This window comes from Micromonospora sp. NPDC049891, from assembly GCF_040660295.1.
In the GTDB taxonomy this organism is placed as follows: domain Bacteria; phylum Actinomycetota; class Actinomycetes; order Mycobacteriales; family Micromonosporaceae; genus Micromonospora.
In genome coordinates, this window is sequence record NZ_JBFAML010000033.1 from 20,617 (window position 1) to 42,884 (window position 22,268).

Consider the following 22,268-nt stretch of genomic DNA (forward strand, 5'->3'; position numbering starts at 1 on the left):
GGGGACGGATGATGGAGCGCTCGGCGCCATCGCCACCGCAACTGCTGGAGATCGCGATCGAGGTGGCCCGGGGTGCGGCGGCCACCGCGTACCGGATGCGCACCGAGGGCGTCTCGGTCGCGGCGACCAAGAGCACCGTCACTGACGTGGTGACCGCGGCCGACCGGGAGGTGGAGCGCCAGATCACCGCCGAACTGCGCCGGCTGCGGCCGGAGGACGCCGTGCTGGGCGAGGAGTACGGCGCCGCGGCGAACGGCGGCGGCCCCCGGCCCCGGGTGCGGTGGATCGTCGACCCGATCGACGGCACCGTCAACTACCTGTACGGCCTGACGCACTGCGCCGTGTCGATCGCCGCGGAGGTGGACGGCGAGGTGGTGGCGGGTGTGGTGCGCAACATCCACACCGGCGAGGAGTGGACCGCGACGCTCGGCGGTGGTGCCTGGCGCGAGGGCCGGCGGCTGAGCTGCTCCGTTGAGACCGATCTAGGTCAGGCGCTGGTGGTCACCGGCTTCGGCTACGACTCCGCGCGCCGGGTCCATCAGGCCCGGGTGCTCACCGAACTGATCTCACACGTCCGCGACATCCGCCGCCTCGGCGCCGCCGCCGTCGATCTCTGCATGGTCGCCGAGGGGCGGGCCGACGCCTACTACGAGAAGGGCCTGGCCGCCTGGGACCAGGCCGCCGGAGCTCTGGTGGCCACCGAGGCCGGCCTGCGGGTCGGTGGGCTCAAGGGGTTGGACCCGGGGCCGGAGATGGTCGTCGCCGCCCCACCGGCCCTGTTCGACGCGCTGCACGACCGCCTGGCCGCGTTGGACGCCTCCGGCGGCCCCTGACGGTGCCCGGGCGTGCCCGGCCAGGCCGGTGCGGGACCGTGCGGCGATCCGGCGGTCAGCCGGCGGACCGGAATCCGCTCGGCGTCAGCCGTCGACAGTCACCGGGCAGGAGCCCGGCGGGGCGACCGGGGCGCCGAGGTCGCCGAGTGACTGGTTGACCTCGGTGGTGGTGGCCAACTGCTGGAAGCTGCTGCCCAGCACCACGTCGACGATGTCGTCCTCGCGCTTGGGGTTGTACTCCAGTTCGGCGTCGCCGAGGAAGTACGCTCGCAGCAGGTGCGCCGAGCCGACCCCCTTCGGGCCGTAGCGCAGGACCGCCACGTCGTCGATCTTCTTCTTCTGGGTGGTTTCCTTCTGCACCTGGAAATCGCGGTTGCGGAAGGAGTTCCCGACATCGGCGGCCAGACCGGGGCGTTCCGTGCCGTTCACCACGTTGACCTTGACATCCTTGCGGTCGCGCAGGGTGACGTCGGCGCGCGGCCAGTCGTCGGGACAACCCTCGCCGACACCGGCGTTACCCTGGGTGTCCTTGACCAGGGCCATGACCACGAAGACCAGGGCGACCACCGCCAGCAGGCCGACGACAACGAGTGCTCGCACTCGCGCAAAGCTCATCAGGGCACTCCCGGGCAATGGTGGGTGGCAGCGGCCGGCGATCGGGCCGTCCCGTCGGCCGTCGGGTACGCCGCTGAGGTTAACGGGTGTCCGACCGTCGCGTGGAAACAGTCCGACATGCCGGCGCGCCACCGGAGAACGGGGTAGTACTACCCCTATCTTCGTGTCGCCTGAGTCACATTGGGAACAACTTCCCGTGCAGGGGCGTACATCTCAGCCACGAGGGCGGTATACATGCCTCGCCCAAAGGGGGGGTAGGGTTCCGCGCTCGCCGGGGAGATCCTCTGGCGGTCTGGTCCGAGCGGTCGTCGGGTCAGGTGGCCGACACTAGCGGTGGCCGGCCAGCGGAACCGAAACAGCGTCGTCCGGCGTTACAACCGGAAGCGACAACATCGAAATGGGAGAGTGAAACCGATGGCCACCGACTACGACGCCCCGCGCCGCGACGAGGTCGACCTCGGCGAGGACAGCCTGGAAGAGCTCAAGGCCCGGCGTGTCGACTCGCAGTCGGGCGCCGTGGACGTCGACGAGGCCGAAGTGGCTGAGAGCTTCGAGTTGCCCGGCGCCGACCTTGCCGACGAGGAACTGACGGTCAAGGTGCTACCGATGCAGCAGGACGAGTTCCGCTGTGCCCGTTGCTTCCTGGTGCACCACCGCAGCCAGCTGGCGGTGGAGCGGAACGGCGAGCTGATCTGCCGAGAGTGCGTCTGACCGCAGGGCGATGTCCACGACCATGGCGGCGACTCCCGTGTGGAGTCGCCGCCGCCCGGCTCGGCGAGCGCCACGCCGCCCGACCTGGTTGACTCGTTAGCCATGAGCGAGCGAATCGGCGGGCTCGGCGCCGTGGTGCGGTCATGAGCGAGCACAGCGAGGGTGCCGACGATGGCACCGACGAGCTGGGGAAGACTGTCGCGGCACTGACCGCCGACGAGATCGAGCCGGCGAAACGGCGTCAGCTGCTCGCCCGGCTGGTCGGGCAGGCCCGGGCCCGGGGGATCGGCGACCTGTTCAAGCCGAGGGCCGCGGTGCGCTGGATGGTGGACACGGTCGCGGAGATCGCTCCCCACGTACCGGTGCGGGACCTGGCCACCCTGCGTCGGCATTTTCCCGGGCTGTCGGACGAGGAACTGGCCGACCGGCTGGTCCGCAACGCGTCCCGGGCGACGGCCGGGGTCGGCGCTGCCGGCGGTGGCGCCTCGGCGGTGCAGTGGACGGTCACCCCGAGCCTGCTGTCCGCTCCGGTACTGCTCGCCGCCGAGACGGTGGCGGTGGTGGCGGTGGAGTTGAAGCTGACAGGTGAACTGCACGAGGTCTACGGCGTACCGCTGCCGGCCGGTGGCACCGAGCGGACGATCGCGTTGGTGCAGGCCTGGGCCAGCCAGCGCGGGGTCAATCCGATGATGCCCGGCGTCGGCGTGGGTGCCGTGCTGGGCACGGCCGCCCGGAACGAGCTGCGGGACACCCTGCTCAAGCGTTTCGGCCGTAACCTCACCACGTTGGGCCCCTTCCTGACCGGAGCCGCGGTGGCGAGCTACCTGAACCGGCGGGCCACCCGCACGTTGGCCGACCAGCTCCGCGCCGACCTGCGCCGACAGCGGCGCGGCCTGCCCGGCGTGCCACCCGCTCCACCCGCCCTGCCCGGCTCCTCCTGAACCCGACGGGTGGCGGGTCGGATCAGCGCGCCGAGTCCCGCGCCGCCAGCAGGGCTTCGGCCAGCTCGACCGGATGCCGGGAGCTGACCACCCAGAACGGCGTGGGGTCGGCCGGATCGTTCAGGACCACCTGGACGGCACCGGGGATCCACGGCCGCTGGACGACGAACGCCAGCGGATCGGCACCGACACCGAGCACCTCACGCCGACCGTCGGCGTCCAGCGCGACGGCGTCGGCGACGAACCGGACGGGCAGCCGGGCGTCATCGACCCGCAGTTCGCCATCGCGCACCGCGACCCGGATCCGGCTCAGCCACGCCAGCCCGGCGACGGCGGCCGGCAGCAGCACCGCGAACGGCAGCCAGGCGCGCGCACCGGGCGCGCCCATCCACACCTCCACCGCGAGTCCGGCGGCGGCCGCGAGCCCGGCCAGCCACAACCACCAGGGCAGACGCAGACGCTCGGCGTACGCCGGAGGCGCCGAGACGGACGAAGGTGACGGTGACTGGCTCACTCGTGCCAGGGTACGGCGCGGCGAGCCCCGGGTACCGGGCAGGATGACAGGGTCACCCCCAGCGGAACGGACGAAAGAGGGACATCGTGACCGACGTGGTGCCCGTGCCGGTCCGGCGGCTCGATCCCGAGCTGCCGGTGCCGGCGTACGCCCATCCCGGTGACGCCGGTGCCGACCTGGTGGCGGCCGCCGACGTGGAGCTGCCACCCGGTGGTCGCGCGCTGGTGCCGACCGGCGTGGCGATCGCGCTGCCCGAGGGGTACGTGGGCCTGGTCCATCCCCGATCGGGGCTCGCCGCCAGACTCGGCGTGACGGTGCTCAACGCGCCCGGTACGGTCGACGCCGGCTACCGGGGTGAGATCCTGGTCAACCTGATCAACCATGATCGGGCCGCGTCGGTGAAGATCTCCCGGGGCGACCGGATCGCGCAGCTGGTTGTGCAGCGGGTGGAACGGGCGATCTTCCAGCCGGTGGCCGAGCTGCCCGCGTCCGGACGCGGGACCGGTGGGCACGGCTCCACCGGCGGTCACGCCGGGCTGGTACCGCCGCCGGCCATGGACGGCGCGAACGGAAAAGACGGCACCGTGAGTGCGAACAGCGGAGGTTGGACGCAGTGATCTTCTCCCGAAAGCGGGCCGCGGGACGGCACGCCCTTGACGAGCGGGCCACGAACCTGCCCGACACCGCCGAGGGTGCCCCAGCGGCCCCGGTGGAGCCGGCGCGTGGACCGTACGACGTCACCGAGGCGCCGGACGGGGTGCAGCGGCTCGACCTGGGCAGCCTGCAGATCCCGGCGGTGCCCGAGGTCGAGGTGCGGGTGCAGGCCGACCAGCAGGGGGTGGTCCAGCAGGTGGTGCTGGTGCACGGCCAGAGCGCCCTCCAGCTCGGTGTCTTCGCCGCGCCGCGCTCCGAGGGGATCTGGGACGAGGTGCGCGAGGAGATCCGCCAGTCGCTGTTCGCCGACGGCGCCGCCGCGCAGGAGGTCGACGGCGAGTACGGCACGGAACTGCACGCCCGGGTACGTACCGAGGACGGCCTGACCGATCTGCGGTTCGTCGGCGTCGACGGACCGCGCTGGATGGTCCGTGCGGTCTACCAGGGCGCCGCGGCCACCGACCCGGCCGCCGCCGGTCCGCTGGCCCACTGTCTGGACGGGCTGGTCGTCGACCGGGGGGTGGAGGCCAAACCGGTACGTGAGCCGCTGCCGTTGCGGTTGCCGCGCGAGGCGGGCGAGCAGGCCGCAACGGCGGACCCCGCCGCCGGGCCGGCCGACGCCGCGTCGGCGCCCGGAGGCCGCTGAGCCGTCCTCGGCGGCCCGGTGCCTCCAGGGGCCGCCCGGCCCGGCCGGACGAGCGCTTCCGGCGCGCCGGGAGCGCGCGGTGCGGCGTACGCTGACGGGTGCCCTCCCGGCTGTCGTCCGGGGGCGGTGGCTTCCGGTGCCAGCCGGCCGGCGTGGAGAGGGTGACGCGGAGCTCATGACCACCGACGAGGGTCGGGGTTCGCTGCGGCGGATGTTGCGACGGCTGACCGCGAGCGAGGCCGAGATCGAGGCCCAGCAGCTACAGCGGGAGAGTGCCCGCTGCGGCGCGGTGCCGGTGCTGCAGTGCGCGCGGGGGCAGGTGGTGTCGGTCAGTGGCCGGCTGCGTACCGTCGTCTACACCCCCCGGACGAACCTGCCGGCGTTGGAAGCGGATCTCTACGACGGCAGTGACGTCGTGACCCTGGTCTGGCTCGGGCGGCGGCACATCGTCGGCATCGAGCCCGGGCGGCACCTGACGGCCCGGGGACGGATCGCGGTGCGCGACGACCGCAAGGTCATCTACAACCCGTACTACGAGCTGGAGTCGTCAAAGTGAACCTGCGGGCGTTGCGGATGGACAGCGGACGATGACGACCGGACAACACCCGGCGACCCAGCCGGAGACCGGGCCGGCGGACGAGGAGCGGCTGCCCACCGTCGCCGAGCAGATGGCCGACCAGCTCGGCGGCTGGCGAGGGCTGGCCGAGTCCAGCATCCCGGTGGTGGTCTTCGTGATCGCCAACATCATCGGCGAGCTGCGGCCCGCCGTGATCGCGTCGGTGGCGGTGGCGCTGCTGATCGGCGGGCTGCGGTTGGCTCAGCGCCGGCCGGTGCGGCACGCGGTGAACGGCCTGTTCGGCATCGGGATCGGTGCCGCCATCGCCTGGCGTACCGGCGACGCGCGTGACTTCTACCTGCCGGGGATCCTCTACGGCATCGGCTACGGCCTGGCCCTGCTGCTCTCGGCGGTGATCCGGCAACCGCTCGTCGGCTGGATCTGGTCGGTGCTGGTGGCCAAGGGCAGTTCGGAGTGGCGCGACGATCCCCTGCTGGTCCGTACCTTCACCAGGCTGACCGTGCTCTGGGGTGTGGTCTGGCTGGCCAAGGTCGGCGTGCAGGCCGCCATCTACCTGGCGGCCCGCCGGTTCGACCAGCTCGGCGACGAGGCCGCGGCCGCCGACATGGAGACCGCCCTCGGGGTGGCGCGACTGGCCCTGGGCTACCCGCCGTACGTGCTGCTGTTGCTGATCACCGTCTGGACGGTGCGTCGGGTGACTCGCGAGCGCCCGACGGAGCCGCTGACGAGCTGAGCCGCCACCGGCGGTGGCCTGCCCGGCCCGCCGGAGCGGCCCGGCCTGGACGGCTCCGGTCAGTGAGCGGCTGGGACGCCCCGGTCAGCGTGATTCGCGGGTGCGTTCGACGCTGTCCGGGCCGAGCACCACCGCGCGTACCGCGTCCTCCATCTCGGCGGTGCAGACGAAGACCAGTTCGTCGCCGGCCTCGACCGGGTCGTCCGGGCTGGGCACCAGGACCCGCTTGCCGCGCAGGATCGCCACCAGCGCGGAATCCCGGGGCAGCGGCACGTCGCGCAGCGGGCGCCCGACATAGGGCGCGGTCGGCGGCAACGTGATCTCGACCAGGTTCGCCTCACCCTGCCGGAACGTCATCAGGCGGACCAGGTCACCAACTGTCACCGCCTCCTCGACCAGCGCGGCCATCACCCGTGGCTTGCTGACCGCCACGTCCACGCCCCACTGTTCGGTGAACAGCCACTCGTTCTCGGCCCGGTTGACCCGGGCGACCACCCTGGGCACCGCGAACTCGGTCTTGGCCAGCAACGAGACCACGAGGTTGACCTTGTCGTCGCCGGTGGCCGCGACCACCACGTCGCAGCCGGCCAGCTCGGCCTCCTCCAGGCTGGCCAGCTCGCAGGCGTCGGCCAGCACCCACTCCGCGTCCGGTACCCGGGCCGGCCGCAGCATCCGGGGCTGCCGCTCGATGAGCATCACCTGGTGGCCGTTCTCGATCAGCTCCTGGGCGATGGAGCGGCCCACGTTGCCGGCACCGGCGATGGCGACCCGCATGATCACTGTCCCCCTTCCGGCGTCGCCGCCACGGATGTGACCGCCGCCACCATGTCGTCGGTGACCAGCATGAAGACCTGGTCGCCCTCCTGCACCACGCTGGAGGCGGTGGGCAGCGTGCCGATCCCGAACCGGATCAGGTACGCCACCCGGGCCCCGGTCGCATCCTCCAGGGCCCGCACCGGGCGGCCGATCCAGTCCTTGTGCACCGGCACCTCGACGATCGAGACGGTGCTTGTGGGATCCCGGAAGATCTCCACGTTGCCCTCGGGCAGCAGGTGCCGCAGCATCCGGTCGGCCGTCCACCTGACGGTGGCCACGGTGGGTATGCCGAGCCGTTCGTAGACCTGTGCCCGGCGCTGGTCGTAGATGCGGGCCGCGACCCGGACCACGCCGAAGGTCTCGCGGGCCAACCTGGCCGAGATGATGTTGGAGTTGTCGCCGCTGGAGACGGCGGCGAAGGCGTCGGCCCGCTCGATGCCGGCCTGGCGCAGCACGTCGCCGTCGAAGCCGGCCCCGGTGACCGTGACACCGGCGAAGTCGGGCCGCAACCGGCGGAAGGCGTCCGCGTCCTGGTCGATGACCGCTACCGAGTGCCCCCGGGACTCCAGGTTGTGAGCCAGGGTCGAGCCGACCCGGCCACAACCCATGATCACGACATGCACGCTGCCTCCCACGGTGCGTACCGCTGCGCCTCGTCGCCTGCGAGCCTGCCACGTCGGGGCCGCGGGCGGGGACCGACGGTACTCCGGCGCCGGATACGTCCGCAGCCGGCCACCCCACGCGCCCACCGGCGGTGGTCGTACGCTTTGCCGTTGTGGCCCGATCCACCTCCCTGCTGAAGCGGCTGCTCGTCGGCCGGCCGTTCCGGTCCGACCGGCTCAAGCACACCCTCCTGCCGAAGCGCATCGCCCTGCCCGTCTTCGCCTCGGACGCGCTGTCGAGCGTGGCGTACGCGCCGGACGAGATCCTGCTGATGCTCTCCATCGCGGGCGCCTCGGCGTTCGTGTTCTCCCCGTGGGTCGCCCTCGGGGTGGTCGTGGTCATGTTGACAGTGGTGGCCAGCTACCGGCAGAACGTGCACGCCTACCCCTCGGGCGGCGGCGACTACGAGGTGGCCACGGTGAACCTCGGCCCGCGCGCCGGGGTGGGGGTGGCCAGTGCGCTGCTTGTCGACTACGTGCTCACCGTCGCCGTGTCGGTCTCCTCCGGGGTGGCCAACCTCGGCTCGGTGATTCCCTTCGTGGCGACCCACAAGGTGCTCATCGCGGTCTCCGCAGTGGTGCTGCTGACCGCGGTGAACCTACGCGGGATCAAGGAGGCGGGCAGCGCGTTCGCCATTCCGACGTACGGCTTCATGATCGTCATCATCGGGATGATCGTCACCGGGCTGGTCCGGATCGTCGTGCTCGGTGAGGACCTGCGTGCCCCCAGCGCCGACCTGGTCATCGCCGCCGAGTGGCACGACACCACCGGCTGGGCGATGGCGTTCCTGCTGTTGCGCAGCTTCTCCTCCGGCTGTGCCGCGCTGACCGGCGTGGAAGCGATCTCCAACGGGGTGCCGGCGTTCAAGGCACCGAAGAGCCGCAACGCCGCCACCACGCTGCTGATGCTCGGCCTGGTCGCGGTGACCATGCTTGTCGGCATCGTCTGGTTGGCCCGGCTCACCGGGCTGCAGTTCGTCGAGGACCCCGCCCTGCAGATCGTCGGCGGCCCCGAGGGGTACGTGCAGAAGACGGTCACCGCCCAGCTCGGTGAGACGATCTTCGGGTCCGGCTCGGTGCTGCTGTTCCTGGTCGTCGGGGTGACCGCCACGATCCTGTTCGTGGCCGCCAACACGGCCTTCAGCGGCTTCCCGGTGCTCGGATCGATCCTCGCCCAGGACCGCTATCTGCCCCGGCAACTGCACACCCGGGGCGACCGGCTCGCCTTCTCCAACGGGATTCTCTTCCTGGCCGGGTTCGCGATCCTGCTGATCGTCGGCTTCCAGGCTGAGGTGACAAAGCTCATCCAGCTCTACATCGTGGGCGTCTTCGTCTCGTTCACCCTCTCCCAGGCCGGGATGATCCGGCACTGGAACCGGCTGCTGCGCAACGAGCGGGACCCGCAGGCGCGCCGCCGGATGGTCCGGTCCCGGGCGATCAACACCTTCGGCATGGCGATGACCGCCGCGGTGCTGGTGATCGTGCTGATCACCAAGTTCCTGCTCGGCGCCTGGATCGCCATCGTCGCGATGGGTGTGATCTACGTGCTGATGCTGGCCATCCGGCGGCACTACGACCGGGTGGCCGTCGAGCTGGCCCCGGACGACGGGCGGCCGGTGCTGCCGGCCCGCAACCACGCCATCGTGCTGGTCAGCAAGCTGCACCAGCCCACGTTGCGGGCGGTGGCGTACGCCCAGGCCACCCGGCCGGACACCCTCACCGCGGTGACCGTGAACGTGGACGACCACGACACCCGGCAGTTGCAGGTCGACTGGGAACGGCGGGACGTGCCGATCCCGCTCACCGTGATCGACTCGCCGTACCGGGAGATCACCCGCCCGATCCTGAACTACGTGGCCGGGGTCCGCCGGGAGTCGCCGCGCGACGTGGTCACCGTCTTCATCCCCGAGTACGTCGTGGGACGCTGGTGGGAGAACCTGCTGCACAACCAGAGCGCGCTGCGACTCAAGGGTCGGCTGCTGTTCGAGCCGGGGGTGATGGTGACGAGCGTGCCGTGGCAGCTCGCCTCGACGGCCGGCAAGGATCTGGACCGGATGGACGCCACGCTCGGCCGTGGGCCGGTCCGTGGCCCCCGGGTGGCCCCGCGTGGCACCCTGCCACCGCCGGCTGCGGAGTTCGAACCGACGGACGGGGAACCACGATGAGCGAGCGTGGCGCGCGGGTCATCGGCCTCGGCGCGGTGCTGCCTCGTCCCGACGCCGAGCGTGGCGAGGTGGCGCGATGAGCGGGCTGGAGGAGGCCGAGCGGGTCGAGCTGACCGTGGCGGCGGTCGCCCCCGGCGGGCACTGCGTGGCCCGGGTGGACGGCCAGGTGGTCTTCGTCCGGCACGCGCTGCCGGGTGAGCGGGTACTTGCCGAGGTGACCGAGGTGCACCGGAGCTTCGTCCGGGCCGACGCGGTCACCGTGCTGGAGGCGGCCCCGGACCGGGTCACCCCACCCTGCCCGTACGCCCGGCCGGGGCGCTGTGGCGGCTGCGACCTGCAACACGTCGCCCCGGACGCCCAGCTGCGCTGGAAGGAGGCGGTGGTCCGCGAGCAGCTCATCCGCCTCGGCGGGCTGGACGAGGCCGGCTGTGACGCGCTGGGCCTGCGGGTGACGGCGCTGCCGGGTGGTTCGCTGGGCTGGCGTTCCCGGGTCCGCTACGCGGTCGACGCGGCGGGTCGCGCCGGGCTGCTCAAGCACCGCTCGCACGAGGTGGTGCCGGTCGACCGCTGCCTGATCGCCCATCCGGCCATCCAGGAGCTGCCGGTGCTCACCGCCGCCGGGGCGAGTTGGCCGGATGCCGAGGCGGTGGAGACCGTCGCCTCCACCGGCGGGGACGTGGCGGTGACCGCCGTCGCGGCCGGGTCCAGCCGCCGGGTCAGTGGCCCGGAACGGGTCCGGGAGCGGGCCGCCGGCCGGGAGTGGGTGCTGCCCACCTCGTCGTTCTGGCAGGTGCATCCCGCCGCCGCCGACACCCTTGTCGACGCGGTGCTGGAGCTGACCGGTCCCCGGCCGGGGGAGCGGGCCTGGGATCTCTACGGTGGCGCCGGCCTGTTCGCGGCCGCGCTTGCCGACCGGGTCGGCGAGACCGGGCGGGTCACCCTGGTCGAGGCGGCCGGTGACGGGGTCACGGCGGCCCGGGAGAACCTGCGCGATTTGCCCGCCGTCGAGGTGGTGGCGGCCCGGGTGGAGACCGCCCTGGCCCGTCGCCGGGTCACCGGCCCGGTCGACGTGGTGGTGCTCGACCCGCCCCGGACGGGGGCCGGGACGCGGGTGGTACGCGACGTGGTCGCCGCTGGTCCGCGCGCGGTGGCGTACGTGGCCTGTGATCCCGCCGCGTTCGCCCGGGACCTGCGGGGCTTCACCGAGCTGGGTTGGCGGTTGGCGGCGTTGCGTGGGTACGACCTGTTTCCGATGACCCGGCACGTGGAGCTGGTCGGGCTGCTGACGCCGGCCTGATCGGCCGCCCCCGGACGGCGTCCTCGACCCGGTCCGTCCTGCGGGCGGGTCGCCACGCCGGCTACGGGTGCGGAGCTGACCAGGTGCTCAGTCCCGATGGTCGCCGCGCCCGGGCTGCGGGGTGCGCGAGGGCCGATAGACTCTGCGGTCATGAGTGTTGAAGAGGACACGGCCAACCACGGCCGGCTGCTGGCCACGGTGCACGGTCCCCAGGACGTCAAGCGGATGTCAGCCACCGAACTGGACATCCTCGCCGCCGAGATCCGTGACTTCCTGATCGCCAAGGTGTCGCGTACCGGCGGGCACATCGGGCCCAACCTGGGCGTGGTGGAACTCACCCTGGCTCTGCACCGGGTCTTCGACTCTCCCCGGGACCGGCTGCTGTTCGACACCGGCCACCAGGCGTACGTGCACAAGATCGTCACCGGCCGGCAGGGCGGTTTCGACAAGCTGCGCCAGCGTGGCGGGCTCTCCGGCTATCCCAACCAGGCCGAGAGCGAACACGACCTCATCGAGAACTCGCACGCCTCGACCGCCCTGTCGTACGCCGACGGGCTGGCCAAGGCGTACGCGCTGCGCGGCGAGTCGCGCAGCGTGGTCGCCGTGGTCGGCGACGGGGCACTGACCGGCGGCATGTGCTGGGAGGCGCTGAACAACATCGCCGCCACCGACAACCCGCTGGTCATCGTGGTCAACGACAACGGCCGCTCGTACGCGCCGACGATCGGCGGCCTCGCCCACCACCTCTCCACGCTGCGGCTCAACCCGGGCTACGAGAAGGTCCTGGACGCCGTCAAGGACGCCCTCGGCTCGACCCCGCTGGTCGGCAAGCCGATGTACGAGGTGCTGCACGCGGTCAAGAAGGGCATCAAGGACGCGGTCGCGCCGCAGGCGATGTTCGAGGACCTCGGCATCAAGTACGTCGGCCCGGTCGACGGGCACGACCTCGCCGCCGTCGAGACGGCGCTGCGGGCGGCGAAGAACTTCGGCGGCCCGGTGATCGTGCACGCGGTCACCCGCAAGGGCTACGGCTACCGCCCCGCCGAGGAGGACGAGGCGGACTGCTTCCACAGCCCCGGTGCCTTCGACATCACCGACGGCAAGGCCACCGCCGCACCGTCGGTGAAGTGGACCAACGTCTTCGCCGACGAGCTGGTCGCGATCGCGGACGAGCGGCCCGACGTGGTGGGCATCACCGCCGCGATGGCCGAGCCGACCGGCATCGCGAAGCTGGCCCGCAAGTACCCGGAGCGCACCTACGACGTCGGCATCGCCGAGCAGCACGCCGCCACCTCGGCGGCCGGCCTGGCGCTCGGTGGGCTGCATCCGGTGGTGGCGGTCTACGCGACCTTCCTCAACCGGGCGTTCGACCAGGTCCTGCTGGACGTGGCGATGCACAGGCTGCCGGTCACCTTCGTACTGGACCGGGCCGGGATCACCGGCCCCGACGGGCCGAGCCACTACGGCATCTGGGACATGTCGGTCTTCGGGGTGGTGCCGGGCCTGCGGATCGCGGCACCCCGGGACGCCGCCACGCTGCGTGAGGAGCTGCGCGAGGCGGTGGCCGTCGACGACGGACCGACAGTGGTCCGCTTCCCGACCGGTGCGGTCGCCGCCGACCTGCCCGCCGTGCGACGGGTCGGTCCGGTCGACGTGCTGGCGGAGTCGGCGCGTACCGACGTGCTGCTGGTCGCGGTGGGTGCCTTCGGTCAGCTCGGCATGGAGGTCGCCGCCCGGGTCGCCGAGCAGGGATACGGGGTGACGGTGGTCGACCCGCGCTGGGTCCGTCCGGTCCCGGCCGAGCTGATCGAGCTGGCCAATGAGCACCGGCTGGTGGTCACGGTCGAGGACGGCGTCCGCTCCGGTGGGGTGGGTGACGCGCTCGCCCGGGCCATGCGGGACGCCGACGTCCGGGTGCCGCTGCGGGACCTGGGCGTACCGGCCGGCTGGTATCCGCACGGCTCGCGCAGCCAGCTCCTGACCGAGCTCGGCCTGACCGCCCAGGACGTGGCCCGCGACATCACCGGCTGGATCTCCCGCCTCGACACCGAGCCGGTCGACCCGCCCCGCCTCACCGCCAACCCCACCCCCACCCCCAACTGACCCACCCCACCCCGCCTCCGTGAGCACCGCGCGGGCGGTCGGCAGTGTTGATCATGAAGTTGTTGTCACTCCGGTCGGCGTGGCCCGACAACAACTTCATGATCAACGCTCGGCGGCGGGGGTGGGGCCCGGGGGAGGGTAGGGGAAGCAGGGTTAGCGGCGGGGGGAGCCGGCGGAGCGGTAGTGGGTCTTCTCGTCGGCGGCGAGGCTGAAGGTCTCGCGGCGCTCGGGAAGTGGGGCCACCACCAGTCCGGGACGGTCGACCAGGCGGGTCGTGTTCGGCGGCACCGACAGCGTGGTGTCCTTGGTGGCGCGCCAGCTCAACACGACAAGCGGCTGATCCGGTACCGGCAGCTCGTAGACCTGCAACGGGTTGGTCCGGTCGGCGGGGGAGAGCACCACCGGGCCGTCGTCGGCGGGCCGGTACACCACCGCGCTCATCGTGCCCTCGGCGCTCTCCCAGGTGAGCTGCTCCAACTCACCCGGCTCGCCACCGTCGAGGGTGAGTTCGCCGAGCGTACGCACCGCGAGTTTCGCCATCGGCCAGGACGCCGGCACCGACTGCGGGACGTCCCGGTCGCCGACGCGCCGGAAGATGCTGCCGAACGGGCCGTCCTCGCCGGCCAGCAGGCAGGTGTCGAGGCCGGTCAGGGCTCGTCGGCCGGAGCCGCTCTCGTCGCGAACCAGCGGGTAGCGGGGTGCGGTGGTGCCGGTGCCGAGGTCGAGCAGCCGGTCGCTGGCCCGGCCCCGGGGCAGTGACTCGGTGGAGCGCAGGGTGGCGGTGACGGTGACCGCCCGGCACCGGGGCACCTGCACCGGATCGGTCAGTCCGTCGGTGTCGGACAGGGTGCGGCCGTTCGGCCCGGCCAGCCGCCGGACCCGTTCGGACGTCAGGTAACGCCGCCCGTCGGCGGTCTGGACCGGCAACACGTCGGAGTAGACCAGGTAGCCGGGATCGGTGTACTCGGTGGCGTGACTGACCGTGTACCGCTGCTCACCGTCGCCGGTGAGCTGGAGCAGCCAGGACGCGGCCTCACCGGGTACCGACGCGGCGACCAGGGCCAGCGGCAGGCCGTCCACCTCACCGGAGAAGAGAATCCCGGACGAGGGTAGATGTACCCGGTCGTCCACGGGTGAGCGCCAGTCGCGTACCGCCGCGGTGACGGCGGCGGTCGCCGCGGTGTCCTCGGCCAGCGAGCCACGCGGCGGCCACACCGTCAACGAACCGTCCCTGCTGTCGTAGCCGACCCGCAGGTCCCGTGGCTGACGCTCGGCGACCGGCCCGCAGGCGGTGACGGCGATCAGCAGGGTGGACAGGCCGGTGGCGGTGAAGCCGCGCCAACGGGCTGAAGCCACCTGTCACGCCCCTCGATCAGATCGCGTCGTCGTGTCGGAGGGCAATAGTACGAGATGTCCCGCCGACGCTTCGGGTCGCCATACGCTGCGTCGCACGGTCACCACACCGACCACAGGGGACACCGCGTTGACTTGGGGCATTTTCCCCACTCGGGTAGACTCCGCCGACTGTGACGCCTGCTGAGACCCGCGCCGCCGCGCTGCCGAGATCCGCCGACGTCGCCGACTCTCCGTCCGAAGTCGTCACCGTGGGTGATGGGGCGAACGGCGCTGCCGGTGCGGCGCGAGCCGCCGCCGGCACGAACGCCGGAGCCACCCACGGCGGCACGTACAGCACCGGCACTCCGACGGTCTCCGAGGCACCGTCCCGACCCGACGATCATGTCCGGTCCGCGCCGGAGGCTCCCGTGCCCGGCTCCGGGACGGCCCCGGTCAGGTCCCCGGCAGTCGACGGTGCGGCCCCCGCGACGGACGCCCTCGCCCCGGCGACCGAGGCACCGACCCCCGCGACGGAAGCCTTGGCCCCCGCGACCGACGCCTTGGCCCCCGCGACCGAGACGCGGGCACCGACGACCGAGGCACCGGCCCCCGCGACCTCGACGACCGAGGCACCGACGACCGAAGTACCGGCACCTACGACCGAGGCCGGGGCGACCCGGCAACTGACCGGCACCGGCCCGGCGGACGGTACCCGGGGAGCCGACACCGGCGATGCCGCTCCGGCCCGTCGCCGCCGGTTCCGGTGGACGCCTCGCCGTCGGGATCTCGCGATCTTCGGTGGGTTCCTGCTGACCGCGCTCTGGGTGACCAGCCAGATCTGGATGGATCCGGCCGGACGGGTGGCCTCGCTCTACAGCAGTGACCCGGCCCAGGTGCAGTTCTTCCTCGCCCACTCGGTGCGGGTGGTGCTGCACGGGGAGTTCCCCTTCTTCACCGAGCAGTTCAACTACCCCGACGGCGTCAATTTGATGGCCAACACGGCCATCCTCGCCCTGGGTATCCCGATGGTGCCGGTGACCTTGCTCTTCGGGCCGGCCGTGACCTTCGTGCTGCTGGTCACGCTCGGCCTGGCCGGGACCGCCTCGGCCTGGTACTTCGTGCTGTCCCGGCACGTGGTGAACAACCGGCTCGCCGCGGTGGTGGGCGGCTGGTTCTGTGGCTTCTCACCGGCGATGCTGTCGCACGCCAGCTGGCATCCGAACATCATCAGCCAGTTCCTGCTGCCGTTCATCGTCTGGCGGGTCATGGTGATCACCCGGTCGACCCGGCCGTACCGGGACGGCGCGCTGCTGGCCCTGCTGGTCAGCGCACAGGCGTTCATCAACGAGGAGATCCTGCTCTTCACCGCGATGGGCTGCGGGATCTTCCTGATCGCGGTGGTCGTCCAGCGGCCCGGCCTCTGGTCGGCGGCCTGGCGACCGTTGGCCAAGGCGCTCGCCACCTGCACGGTGATCGCCGGCTCGCTGTTGGCGTACCCGCTGTACATCCAGTTCGCCGGCCCGATGGCGTACCACGGGCTCAGCGACGCCGTCCGCGACTACGGCAATGACATCGCCGCGTACTTCGCCCCTGGTTCGCCCACCATCGGCGGCAACCAGCGGGCCAACGTCAACCTCGCGCCGAACTACTCCGAGGAGAACGCCTTCTTCGGGTGGAGTCTGGCGCTGATCGCGGTCGGGATCGTGCTCTGGCTCCGGCGGGAGGTGCTGGTCCGGGCGCTCGCCGTGACCGCCGCCTTCTACACCATCCTCTCCCTCGGTGAGCGGATCACCTGGTGGGACCGGGAACTGATCGTCGGCCCGTGGGAATGGCTGGTCCGGCTGCCGCTGCTCGACGCGGTGGTGCCGACCCGGTTCGGCATGATCACCACCGTGGTCATCGCGGTCCTGCTAGCCCTGGCCATCGAGCGGACCAGCACGCTGTCCATGGACCGCCGCACGGTACGTACGCTCACCGCCGCCGGCCTGGTGCTCGCGCTGCTGCCGATCACCCCCATGCCGTTGCCGATGACCTCCCGCCCCCCGGTGCCGGACTTCATCACCTCCGACCGGTGGCGCGCCTACGTCGGGCCGGACCAGACCCTGGTGCCGATCCCGGTGCCGAGCATGGGCAACACCCACGGCATGCGCTGGGCCGCCTCCACGAACCTCGACTTCAAGATCCCCGGCGGTTACTTCCTCGCCCCACGCAACGGCAACACCGGTGACCCGGGCCGCTTCGGGGGGCGGCCGAGTGGTGTCGGGAAGCTGCTGGAGGAGGTCGCCACCACCGGCCGGACGCCTGAACTGAACGATCGCCAGCGCCGCCGGTCGCTTGACGAGTTGCGGCACTGGCGGGCGGCGATCCTGGTGCTGCCGGTCCGGCAGCCGCACTCCGAGCCGCTGCGGCAGACCGTCGAGCAACTGGTCGGCCCGGCCCGGCTCGAACTGGACGTCTGGGTGTGGGACGTACGGTCGCTCACCGACCCCCGGGTCTGATGTCGGCAGGCACCGTCGAGCGGGAAGTCGAGGTCCGCACCCGTCGCCGTCGGCGGCTCCGCCCGCGTACGCCTGACCTGGCGGTGGTGGCCGGCTACCTGGCGCTGGCCACCTGGTTGACCAGCCGGCAGTGGGGCCGGCCGGACCGGCTCTTCCATCAGGCCGGCGACCAGATCCTCTTCGAATGGATGCTGGCCCGGGCGGCCCGTGCCCTGGTCGCGTGGGAGAACCCGCTGTGGAGTGACGCGCTGAACGCGCCGGGCGGGGTAAACCTGATGGCCAACACCTCGGTGCTCGGCCTGGGCGTCCCGTTGGCCCCGGTCACGCTGCTGTTCGGCTCGCAGGTGGCGTTCGAGGTGGCCGTGGTCGGGTGCCTCGCCGGCACGGCCACCGCCTGGTACGTGCTGCTGCGCCGCCGCCTGGTGGAGTCCCGGCTGGCCGCCGCGGTCGGCGGGCTGGTCTGCGGTTTCGCCCCCGGCATGGTCGCCCAGGCCGGTTCGCACCTGCACATGGCCGCACAGTTCCTGGTGCCGGTGATCCTGGCGCTGGTGTTCGTGCCCGAACCGTCCGCTCCGGCAACGGCAACGGGCGCCTGGTCGCGGGTGTGGCGGCCCGGTGTGCTGCTCGGTCTGGTCGTGACGTACCAGGTCTTCCTCGGTGAGGAGGTGCTGCTCTTCGTGGCGCTCGCCGCGGGCGTCTTCGTCCTCGGCTACGCGCTGGCCGACCGGGCCACCGCGCGCCGGCTCGCCCCGGCCACGGCCGGCCGGATCGGGTTCGGTGCGGTGGTGGCGGCGGCCCTGCTGGCCTATCCGCTGTGGTTCCAGTTCTTCGGCCCCGGCCACTACCGGGGGATGCCCTTCCACGCGATCGCCTACCAGTTGGACGCCGCCTCGTTCACCGCCACCGCCCGGCAGACCGTGTTCGGTGACCATCGCCTGCCGGCCCTGCTGGCCCCCAACGCGACCGAGGAGAACTCCTTCTTCGGGCCGGGTCTGCTGGTGCTGGCCCTGGTCGTGACGGTGTGGCTGTGGCGTCGCCCGCTGGTCCGTGCGCTGGCCGCGTGTGGGGTCGTGTTCGCCCTGCTCTCGCTCGGTGCCCGGGTACGCCTCGACGGTGCGCTCACGGAGCTGCCGGGCCCGTACCGGCTGATCGCCGAGCTGCCCCTGCTCGACCACGTGGTGCCGGCCCGGTTCTCGTTGGTCTGCGTACCGGTGCTGGGCATTCTGCTCGCTCTCTCGGTGGACCGGGTACGACGGCAGCCGGCCACCGCCGGCGCACGACCGGACGGGGTACCGGTGCGGCTGCTCTGGGCCGGCGCGGTCGCCGCCGCGCTGCTGCCGCTGGTACCGACACCGATCCGCACCGTTCCGACCTGGCCGGTTCCGGCGTTCGTGGCGGACGGGACCTGGCGGGCGTACGTGCCGGCGGGCCGGACGCTGGTGCCGGTGCCGCCGGTGACGAACGCGGGCCAGAGCCCGGCGATGCTCTGGTCCGCCCGGACCGGCCTGGCCTTCACCGCCCCGGGTGGCTTCTTCATCGGCCCCCGTTCCCCGGACGACCCGGCGGCGCGCTGGGGCGCGCCGGACCGGCCCACCTCGCTGCTGTTGCGTCGGGTGGCCGACACCGGCGAGGTGCCCCCGATAAGCGAGGCCGACCGCCGGCAGGCGGTGGCTGACCTGCGGCACTGGCGGGCGGCCGTGGTGGTCCAGGGTGGACTGCATCACGGCGACCCGGTGCGTCGGACGGTCGAGGCGCTGCTCGGCCCGGCCCGGGAGGTCGATGGTGCGCTCATCTGGGACGTCCGGCACCTGGTGGGCTGACGCGCCCGGCGAGGGCTGCGGCGACAGGTGGCACACTCGTCGGGGTGAGCGACGTGGCCGCATCGCCGGCGGAGGGCGAGCTGGAGAGTGTCAGTCTGGTGGAGCTCGCCGTCTCCCGGCTGACCCGGGAGATCCTCGGCGGCCGTAGTGATCCTGGTGAACGGCTGGTGGAAGAGCAGCTGACCCGGCGGCTCGGCATCAGCCGGGCACCGCTGCGTGAGGCGCTGCGGCTGCTGGCGCAGCGAGGGCTCGTCGAGCACGTACCTCGGCGGGGGGTCCGGGTTGCCACCCTGTCGGATCGCGACGTGCGGGAGCTGTACGAGCTGCGCGACGTGCTGGAACGCTTCGCGGTGCGGTCGGCGATCCCGGTGCAGCGGGAGAGTGACCTGGTCGGGCTGCGGGCGGCCCTGGACCAGATGCGGGAGGCGACCCGGAACGGTGATCGCCTGGCCGTCGCGGAGTCGCATCGGGCTTTCCACGTCGCGCTCGTGGCGTTGGCCGGCAACCGGCAGCTTTCCACGGTGTACGACTCGATCCTGGTGAAGTTGCAGCTCTACATGGCGATCAACCTGCGCCGTGAGGCGGAGGCGGCGCAGCCGCACGACGGCGTCCACCGGCACGAGCGGCTCTTCGAGGCGGTCGCCGCCGGCGATCCGGAAATGGTCCTGGCGGTGCTGTCGGAGCACGGAGCCCGGTCGTACCTCGGGTAGCTCCACCGGCCGCCCGTCACGTCGTCGTTACGTGCCGCGCCGTTCGTCGTAACAGAACTGTCGACAATCGACTGTATGCCAGAGCGGATCGGATCGATCTCGGAGCTGCGGTCGGCGTACCGCCACGGCGGTCTGACTCCCACCGACCTGGCGGAACGCGTCCTGTCCGGGCTGTCCGGAGCGGACGGCGGGCCGGTCTGGATCAGCACCGTGCCGGCCGGCCAGCTGCTCACCCGCGCCGAGCGGCTGGCCGCCACCGCCGACCCCGCTACCCTGCCGCTGTACGGGGTCCCGTTCGCGGTCAAGGACAACATCGACGTCGCCGGCATGATCACCACCGCCGGTTGCCCCGACTTCGGGTACCCCGCCGCCGAGGACGCGCCAGTGGTGCGCCGGCTGCTCGACGCCGGTGCCCTCCTCGTCGGCAAGACCAACCTGGACCAGTTCGCCACCGGACTCACCGGGGCACGATCCCCGTACGGCAGCTGCGAGAGCGTCTTCGGCGGCGGGCTGATCTCCGGTGGCTCCAGCTCCGGTTCGGCCGTCGCGGTCGCCGCCGGCCAGGTCAGCTTCGCCCTGGGTACGGACACCGCCGGCTCCGGCCGGGTGCCGGCCGCGCTGAACGGGATCGTCGGCCTCAAGCCCACCCGGGGCCTGCTCAGCACCGCCGGTGTGGTGCCGGCCTGCCGCTCGCTCGACTGCGTCTCGGTCTTCGCCACCGACGTCGCGGACACGGTGGACGTGCTGCACGCCGCGCGCGGCGTCTCGGCGGCCGACCCGTGGGGGCGTCCGCTGCCGGCGGAGCGGGTCGTGGCCCGCATACCCGCGACGCTACGCCTCGGGGTGCCCCGCGCAGAAGACCTGGAGTTCTTCGGCGACGCGGGTCAGAGGGTCCGGTTCACGGCCGGTGTGCAGGCGCTGCGTGGTCTGGTCGGCCAGGTCGGGCCGGTGCCGCTGCGGAATTTCTTCGAGGCGGGAGAGCTGCTCTACCAGGGACCATGGGTGGCCGAGCGGCTCGCCGCGCTCGATGGTTTCCTGCGGGAGCATCCCGAGGCCGTCCTGGCCGTCACCCGGAGCGTGCTGGAGACCGGCCGACGCTACGACGCGATCGACGTCTTCCGGGGCCGACACCGGTTGCGCGAGCTGCGGGCCCGGGTCGACCAGCTGTGGTGCGAGGTCGACGTGCTGGTGGTGCCCACCGTCGGTACGACGTTCACGCTCGACGAGATCGCCGAGGACCCGATCGGCCGCAACACGATGCTCGGCCGCTACACCCAGTTCGCCAACCTGCTCGACCTGGCGGCGGTGACGGTGCCGAACGGGTTCACCGCCGCGGGCCGGCCGGCGAGCCTGACCCTGCTCGGTCCCGCGTTCAGCGACACCACCCTGGCCCGGCTCGCCGCCGCGTTCACCGCCGCGACCCGCGCCAACCCCGATGCCGTTGCCGACCCGGCCGGCACCGCCCCGGACTCACCCGCGCCGGACGCCACCGTCGGCCTCCGCCCGCCGGCCGGGCCCGCGCAGGTGCTGATCGCCGTCGTCGGCCGGCACCTGGCCGGCGAGTCCCGCAACGCGGAGCTGACCGAGCGGGGCGGCACCTTCGCCGGAGCCGCGCGCACCGCGCCACGCTACCGGCTCTACCGCCTGGAGACACCGGACGGTGACGGGCTGCCCGGCCTGGTCCGGGTCGCGCCCACGGACCCGGACGGGCATCCGATCGAGGTGGAGCTGTGGCGGCTGCCGGTGACCGCCGTCGGCGAACTGCTGGCCGGGGTACCGGCTCCGCTCTCGCTGGGCTGGGTCCGGCTGCACGACGGTCGGGACGTGCTCGGCTTCCTCTGCGAGGCGTACGCCACCGGTTCGGCCGAGGACATCAGCGCCGCCGGCGGGTGGCGGGCCTACCGCCGGGCCGCGGCGCACCGGAGTTGACAAACGGAGGAGGAGAGGATGGGCAGGATCGGGCCGGTAACGGCGAACCCCTACCCGTGGCCGTACGACGGCTCGGCCGACACCGCGCGTACCGCACTGCTCTGCATCGACTGGCAGACCGACTTCTGCGGCCCGGGCGGCTACGTCGACGCGATGGGCTACGACATCGGCCTCACCCGGGCCGGACTGCCGGCCACCGCCCGGCTGCTGGACCACGTCCGGTCGCTCGGCATGCTCGTCGTGCACACCCGGGAGGGCCACGACCCCGACCTGTCCGACCTGCCGGCGAACAAGCGCTGGCGGTCGGCGCAGATCGGCGCCGAGATCGGCGGGGCTGGCCCGTGCGGGCGGATCCTGGTCAAGGGCGAGCCCGGCTGGGAGATCGTGCCCGAGGTCGCGCCGGCACCCGGCGAGGTGATCGTCGACAAGCCCGGCAAGGGCGCCTTCTACGCCACAAATCTCGACCTGGTGCTGCGTACCCGGGGCATCACCCACCTGATCCTCACCGGCATCACCACCGACGTCTGCGTGCACACCACCATGCGCGAGGCGAACGACAGGGGCTACGAGTGCCTGATCCTCTCCGACTGCACCGGGGCCACCGACAAGGACAACCACGACGCCGCGCTGCACATGGTCACCATGCAGGGCGGCGTCTTCGGCTGCGTCGCCACCTCCGACGACGTCATCGCCGCCACGACCAGGTGAG

20 protein-coding genes are annotated in these 22,268 nt (G+C 72.4%); 15 read left to right on the plus strand and 5 right to left on the minus strand.

Annotated features, from left to right (window positions below; all coding sequences use genetic code 11):
• Window positions 1-11: 11 nt before the first annotated feature.
• Window positions 12-833, plus strand: coding sequence for an inositol monophosphatase family protein (locus tag AB0I71_RS28350; protein WP_357589795.1), 822 nt, complete (start codon window positions 12-14; stop codon window positions 831-833).
• An 84-nt stretch (window positions 834-917) separates the two neighbouring features.
• Here AB0I71_RS28350 and AB0I71_RS28355 read toward each other — a convergent pair whose 3' ends face one another.
• The gene (locus AB0I71_RS28355; protein WP_357589722.1) at window positions 918-1,433 is read right to left on the minus strand and encodes a LytR C-terminal domain-containing protein; all 516 of its coding nucleotides are present in this window, start codon (window positions 1,431-1,433) and stop codon (window positions 918-920) included.
• A gap of 429 nt (window positions 1,434-1,862) precedes the next feature.
• On the opposite strand from AB0I71_RS28355, the gene AB0I71_RS28360 reads away from it, so the two are divergent.
• Window positions 1,863-2,159, plus strand: a complete 297-nt coding sequence (locus AB0I71_RS28360; RefSeq protein ID WP_007075406.1) for a DUF4193 domain-containing protein — start codon at window positions 1,863-1,865, stop codon at window positions 2,157-2,159.
• A 143-nt stretch (window positions 2,160-2,302) separates the two neighbouring features.
• A complete protein-coding gene (locus AB0I71_RS28365) occupies window positions 2,303-3,100 on the plus strand; it encodes a hypothetical protein (protein ID WP_357589724.1) in 798 nt (265 codons plus the stop codon).
• 22 nt (window positions 3,101-3,122) lie between these two features.
• On the opposite strand, the gene AB0I71_RS28370 is transcribed toward AB0I71_RS28365, so the two are convergent.
• Window positions 3,123-3,614 carry a DUF3093 domain-containing protein gene (locus AB0I71_RS28370; RefSeq protein ID WP_357589726.1) on the minus strand — a complete coding sequence of 164 codons (492 nt, stop codon included), beginning with the start codon at window positions 3,612-3,614 and terminating at the stop codon, window positions 3,123-3,125.
• A gap of 86 nt (window positions 3,615-3,700) precedes the next feature.
• Here AB0I71_RS28370 and dut point away from each other — a divergent pair, with 86 nt between their 5' ends.
• The 4 genes from dut (at window position 3,701) to AB0I71_RS28390 (ending at window position 6,224) form a co-directional block, all read left to right on the plus strand.
• The gene (gene dut / locus AB0I71_RS28375) at window positions 3,701-4,231 is read left to right on the plus strand and encodes a dUTP diphosphatase (protein WP_357589728.1); all 531 of its coding nucleotides are present in this window, start codon (window positions 3,701-3,703) and stop codon (window positions 4,229-4,231) included.
• Entirely contained in the window at window positions 4,228-4,914 is a 687-nt protein-coding gene (locus tag AB0I71_RS28380; RefSeq protein WP_357589730.1) for a DUF3710 domain-containing protein, read from the plus strand. Before dut ends, AB0I71_RS28380 begins: the two co-directional genes overlap by 4 nt.
• Before the next feature lie 175 nt (window positions 4,915-5,089).
• On the plus strand, window positions 5,090-5,470 hold the full coding sequence (locus tag AB0I71_RS28385) for an OB-fold nucleic acid binding domain-containing protein (RefSeq protein WP_357589732.1): 381 nt from the start codon (window positions 5,090-5,092) through the stop codon (window positions 5,468-5,470).
• A gap of 31 nt (window positions 5,471-5,501) precedes the next feature.
• Window positions 5,502-6,224: a DUF3159 domain-containing protein gene (locus tag AB0I71_RS28390; RefSeq protein ID WP_357589734.1), complete on the plus strand. Its 723-nt coding sequence runs from the start codon at window positions 5,502-5,504 to the stop codon at window positions 6,222-6,224.
• Window positions 6,225-6,308: 84 nt separating this feature from the next.
• On the opposite strand, the gene AB0I71_RS28395 is transcribed toward AB0I71_RS28390, so the two are convergent.
• Both AB0I71_RS28395 and AB0I71_RS28400 read right to left on the minus strand, forming a co-directional pair.
• Window positions 6,309-6,998 (minus strand): TrkA family potassium uptake protein, encoded by a 690-nt coding sequence (locus AB0I71_RS28395; protein ID WP_357589736.1) that lies wholly within the window; start codon window positions 6,996-6,998, stop codon window positions 6,309-6,311.
• Between the two features lie 2 nt (window positions 6,999-7,000).
• The gene (locus AB0I71_RS28400; RefSeq protein WP_357589738.1) at window positions 7,001-7,663 is read right to left on the minus strand and encodes a TrkA family potassium uptake protein; all 663 of its coding nucleotides are present in this window, start codon (window positions 7,661-7,663) and stop codon (window positions 7,001-7,003) included.
• Between the two features lie 152 nt (window positions 7,664-7,815).
• Between AB0I71_RS28400 and AB0I71_RS28405 the strand changes: the two genes are divergently transcribed.
• The 3 genes from AB0I71_RS28405 to dxs all read left to right on the plus strand — a co-directional run bounded on the left by AB0I71_RS28405 (window position 7,816) and on the right by dxs (window position 13,267).
• Window positions 7,816-9,867: an APC family permease gene (locus tag AB0I71_RS28405; protein ID WP_357589740.1), complete on the plus strand. Its 2,052-nt coding sequence runs from the start codon at window positions 7,816-7,818 to the stop codon at window positions 9,865-9,867.
• A gap of 76 nt (window positions 9,868-9,943) precedes the next feature.
• Window positions 9,944-11,164 carry a TRAM domain-containing protein gene (locus tag AB0I71_RS28410; RefSeq protein WP_357589742.1) on the plus strand — a complete coding sequence of 407 codons (1,221 nt, stop codon included), beginning with the start codon at window positions 9,944-9,946 and terminating at the stop codon, window positions 11,162-11,164.
• Between the two features lie 150 nt (window positions 11,165-11,314).
• Window positions 11,315-13,267, plus strand: a complete 1,953-nt coding sequence (gene dxs, locus AB0I71_RS28415) for a 1-deoxy-D-xylulose-5-phosphate synthase (RefSeq protein ID WP_357589744.1) — start codon at window positions 11,315-11,317, stop codon at window positions 13,265-13,267.
• Window positions 13,268-13,420: 153 nt separating this feature from the next.
• Here the strand turns inward: dxs and AB0I71_RS28420 are convergent, their stop codons facing one another.
• Window positions 13,421-14,623: a hypothetical protein gene (locus tag AB0I71_RS28420; protein ID WP_357589746.1), complete on the minus strand. Its 1,203-nt coding sequence runs from the start codon at window positions 14,621-14,623 to the stop codon at window positions 13,421-13,423.
• Window positions 14,624-15,285: 662 nt separating this feature from the next.
• Here AB0I71_RS28420 and AB0I71_RS28425 point away from each other — a divergent pair.
• The 5 genes from AB0I71_RS28425 (at window position 15,286) to AB0I71_RS28445 (ending at window position 22,267) form a co-directional block, all read left to right on the plus strand.
• Window positions 15,286-17,100, plus strand: a complete 1,815-nt coding sequence (locus tag AB0I71_RS28425; RefSeq protein ID WP_357589797.1) for a hypothetical protein — start codon at window positions 15,286-15,288, stop codon at window positions 17,098-17,100.
• The gene (locus AB0I71_RS28430) at window positions 17,100-18,920 is read left to right on the plus strand and encodes a hypothetical protein (RefSeq protein WP_357589748.1); all 1,821 of its coding nucleotides are present in this window, start codon (window positions 17,100-17,102) and stop codon (window positions 18,918-18,920) included. Before AB0I71_RS28425 ends, AB0I71_RS28430 begins: the two co-directional genes overlap by 1 nt.
• Window positions 18,921-18,964: 44 nt before the next feature.
• Window positions 18,965-19,630, plus strand: coding sequence for a GntR family transcriptional regulator (locus AB0I71_RS28435; protein ID WP_357589750.1), 666 nt, complete (start codon window positions 18,965-18,967; stop codon window positions 19,628-19,630).
• Between the two features lie 75 nt (window positions 19,631-19,705).
• Window positions 19,706-21,559 (plus strand): allophanate hydrolase, encoded by a 1,854-nt coding sequence (gene atzF, locus AB0I71_RS28440; protein WP_357589752.1) that lies wholly within the window; start codon window positions 19,706-19,708, stop codon window positions 21,557-21,559.
• A gap of 18 nt (window positions 21,560-21,577) precedes the next feature.
• Window positions 21,578-22,267: an isochorismatase family cysteine hydrolase gene (locus tag AB0I71_RS28445; RefSeq protein ID WP_357589754.1), complete on the plus strand. Its 690-nt coding sequence runs from the start codon at window positions 21,578-21,580 to the stop codon at window positions 22,265-22,267.
• Window position 22,268 lies beyond the last annotated feature (1 nt).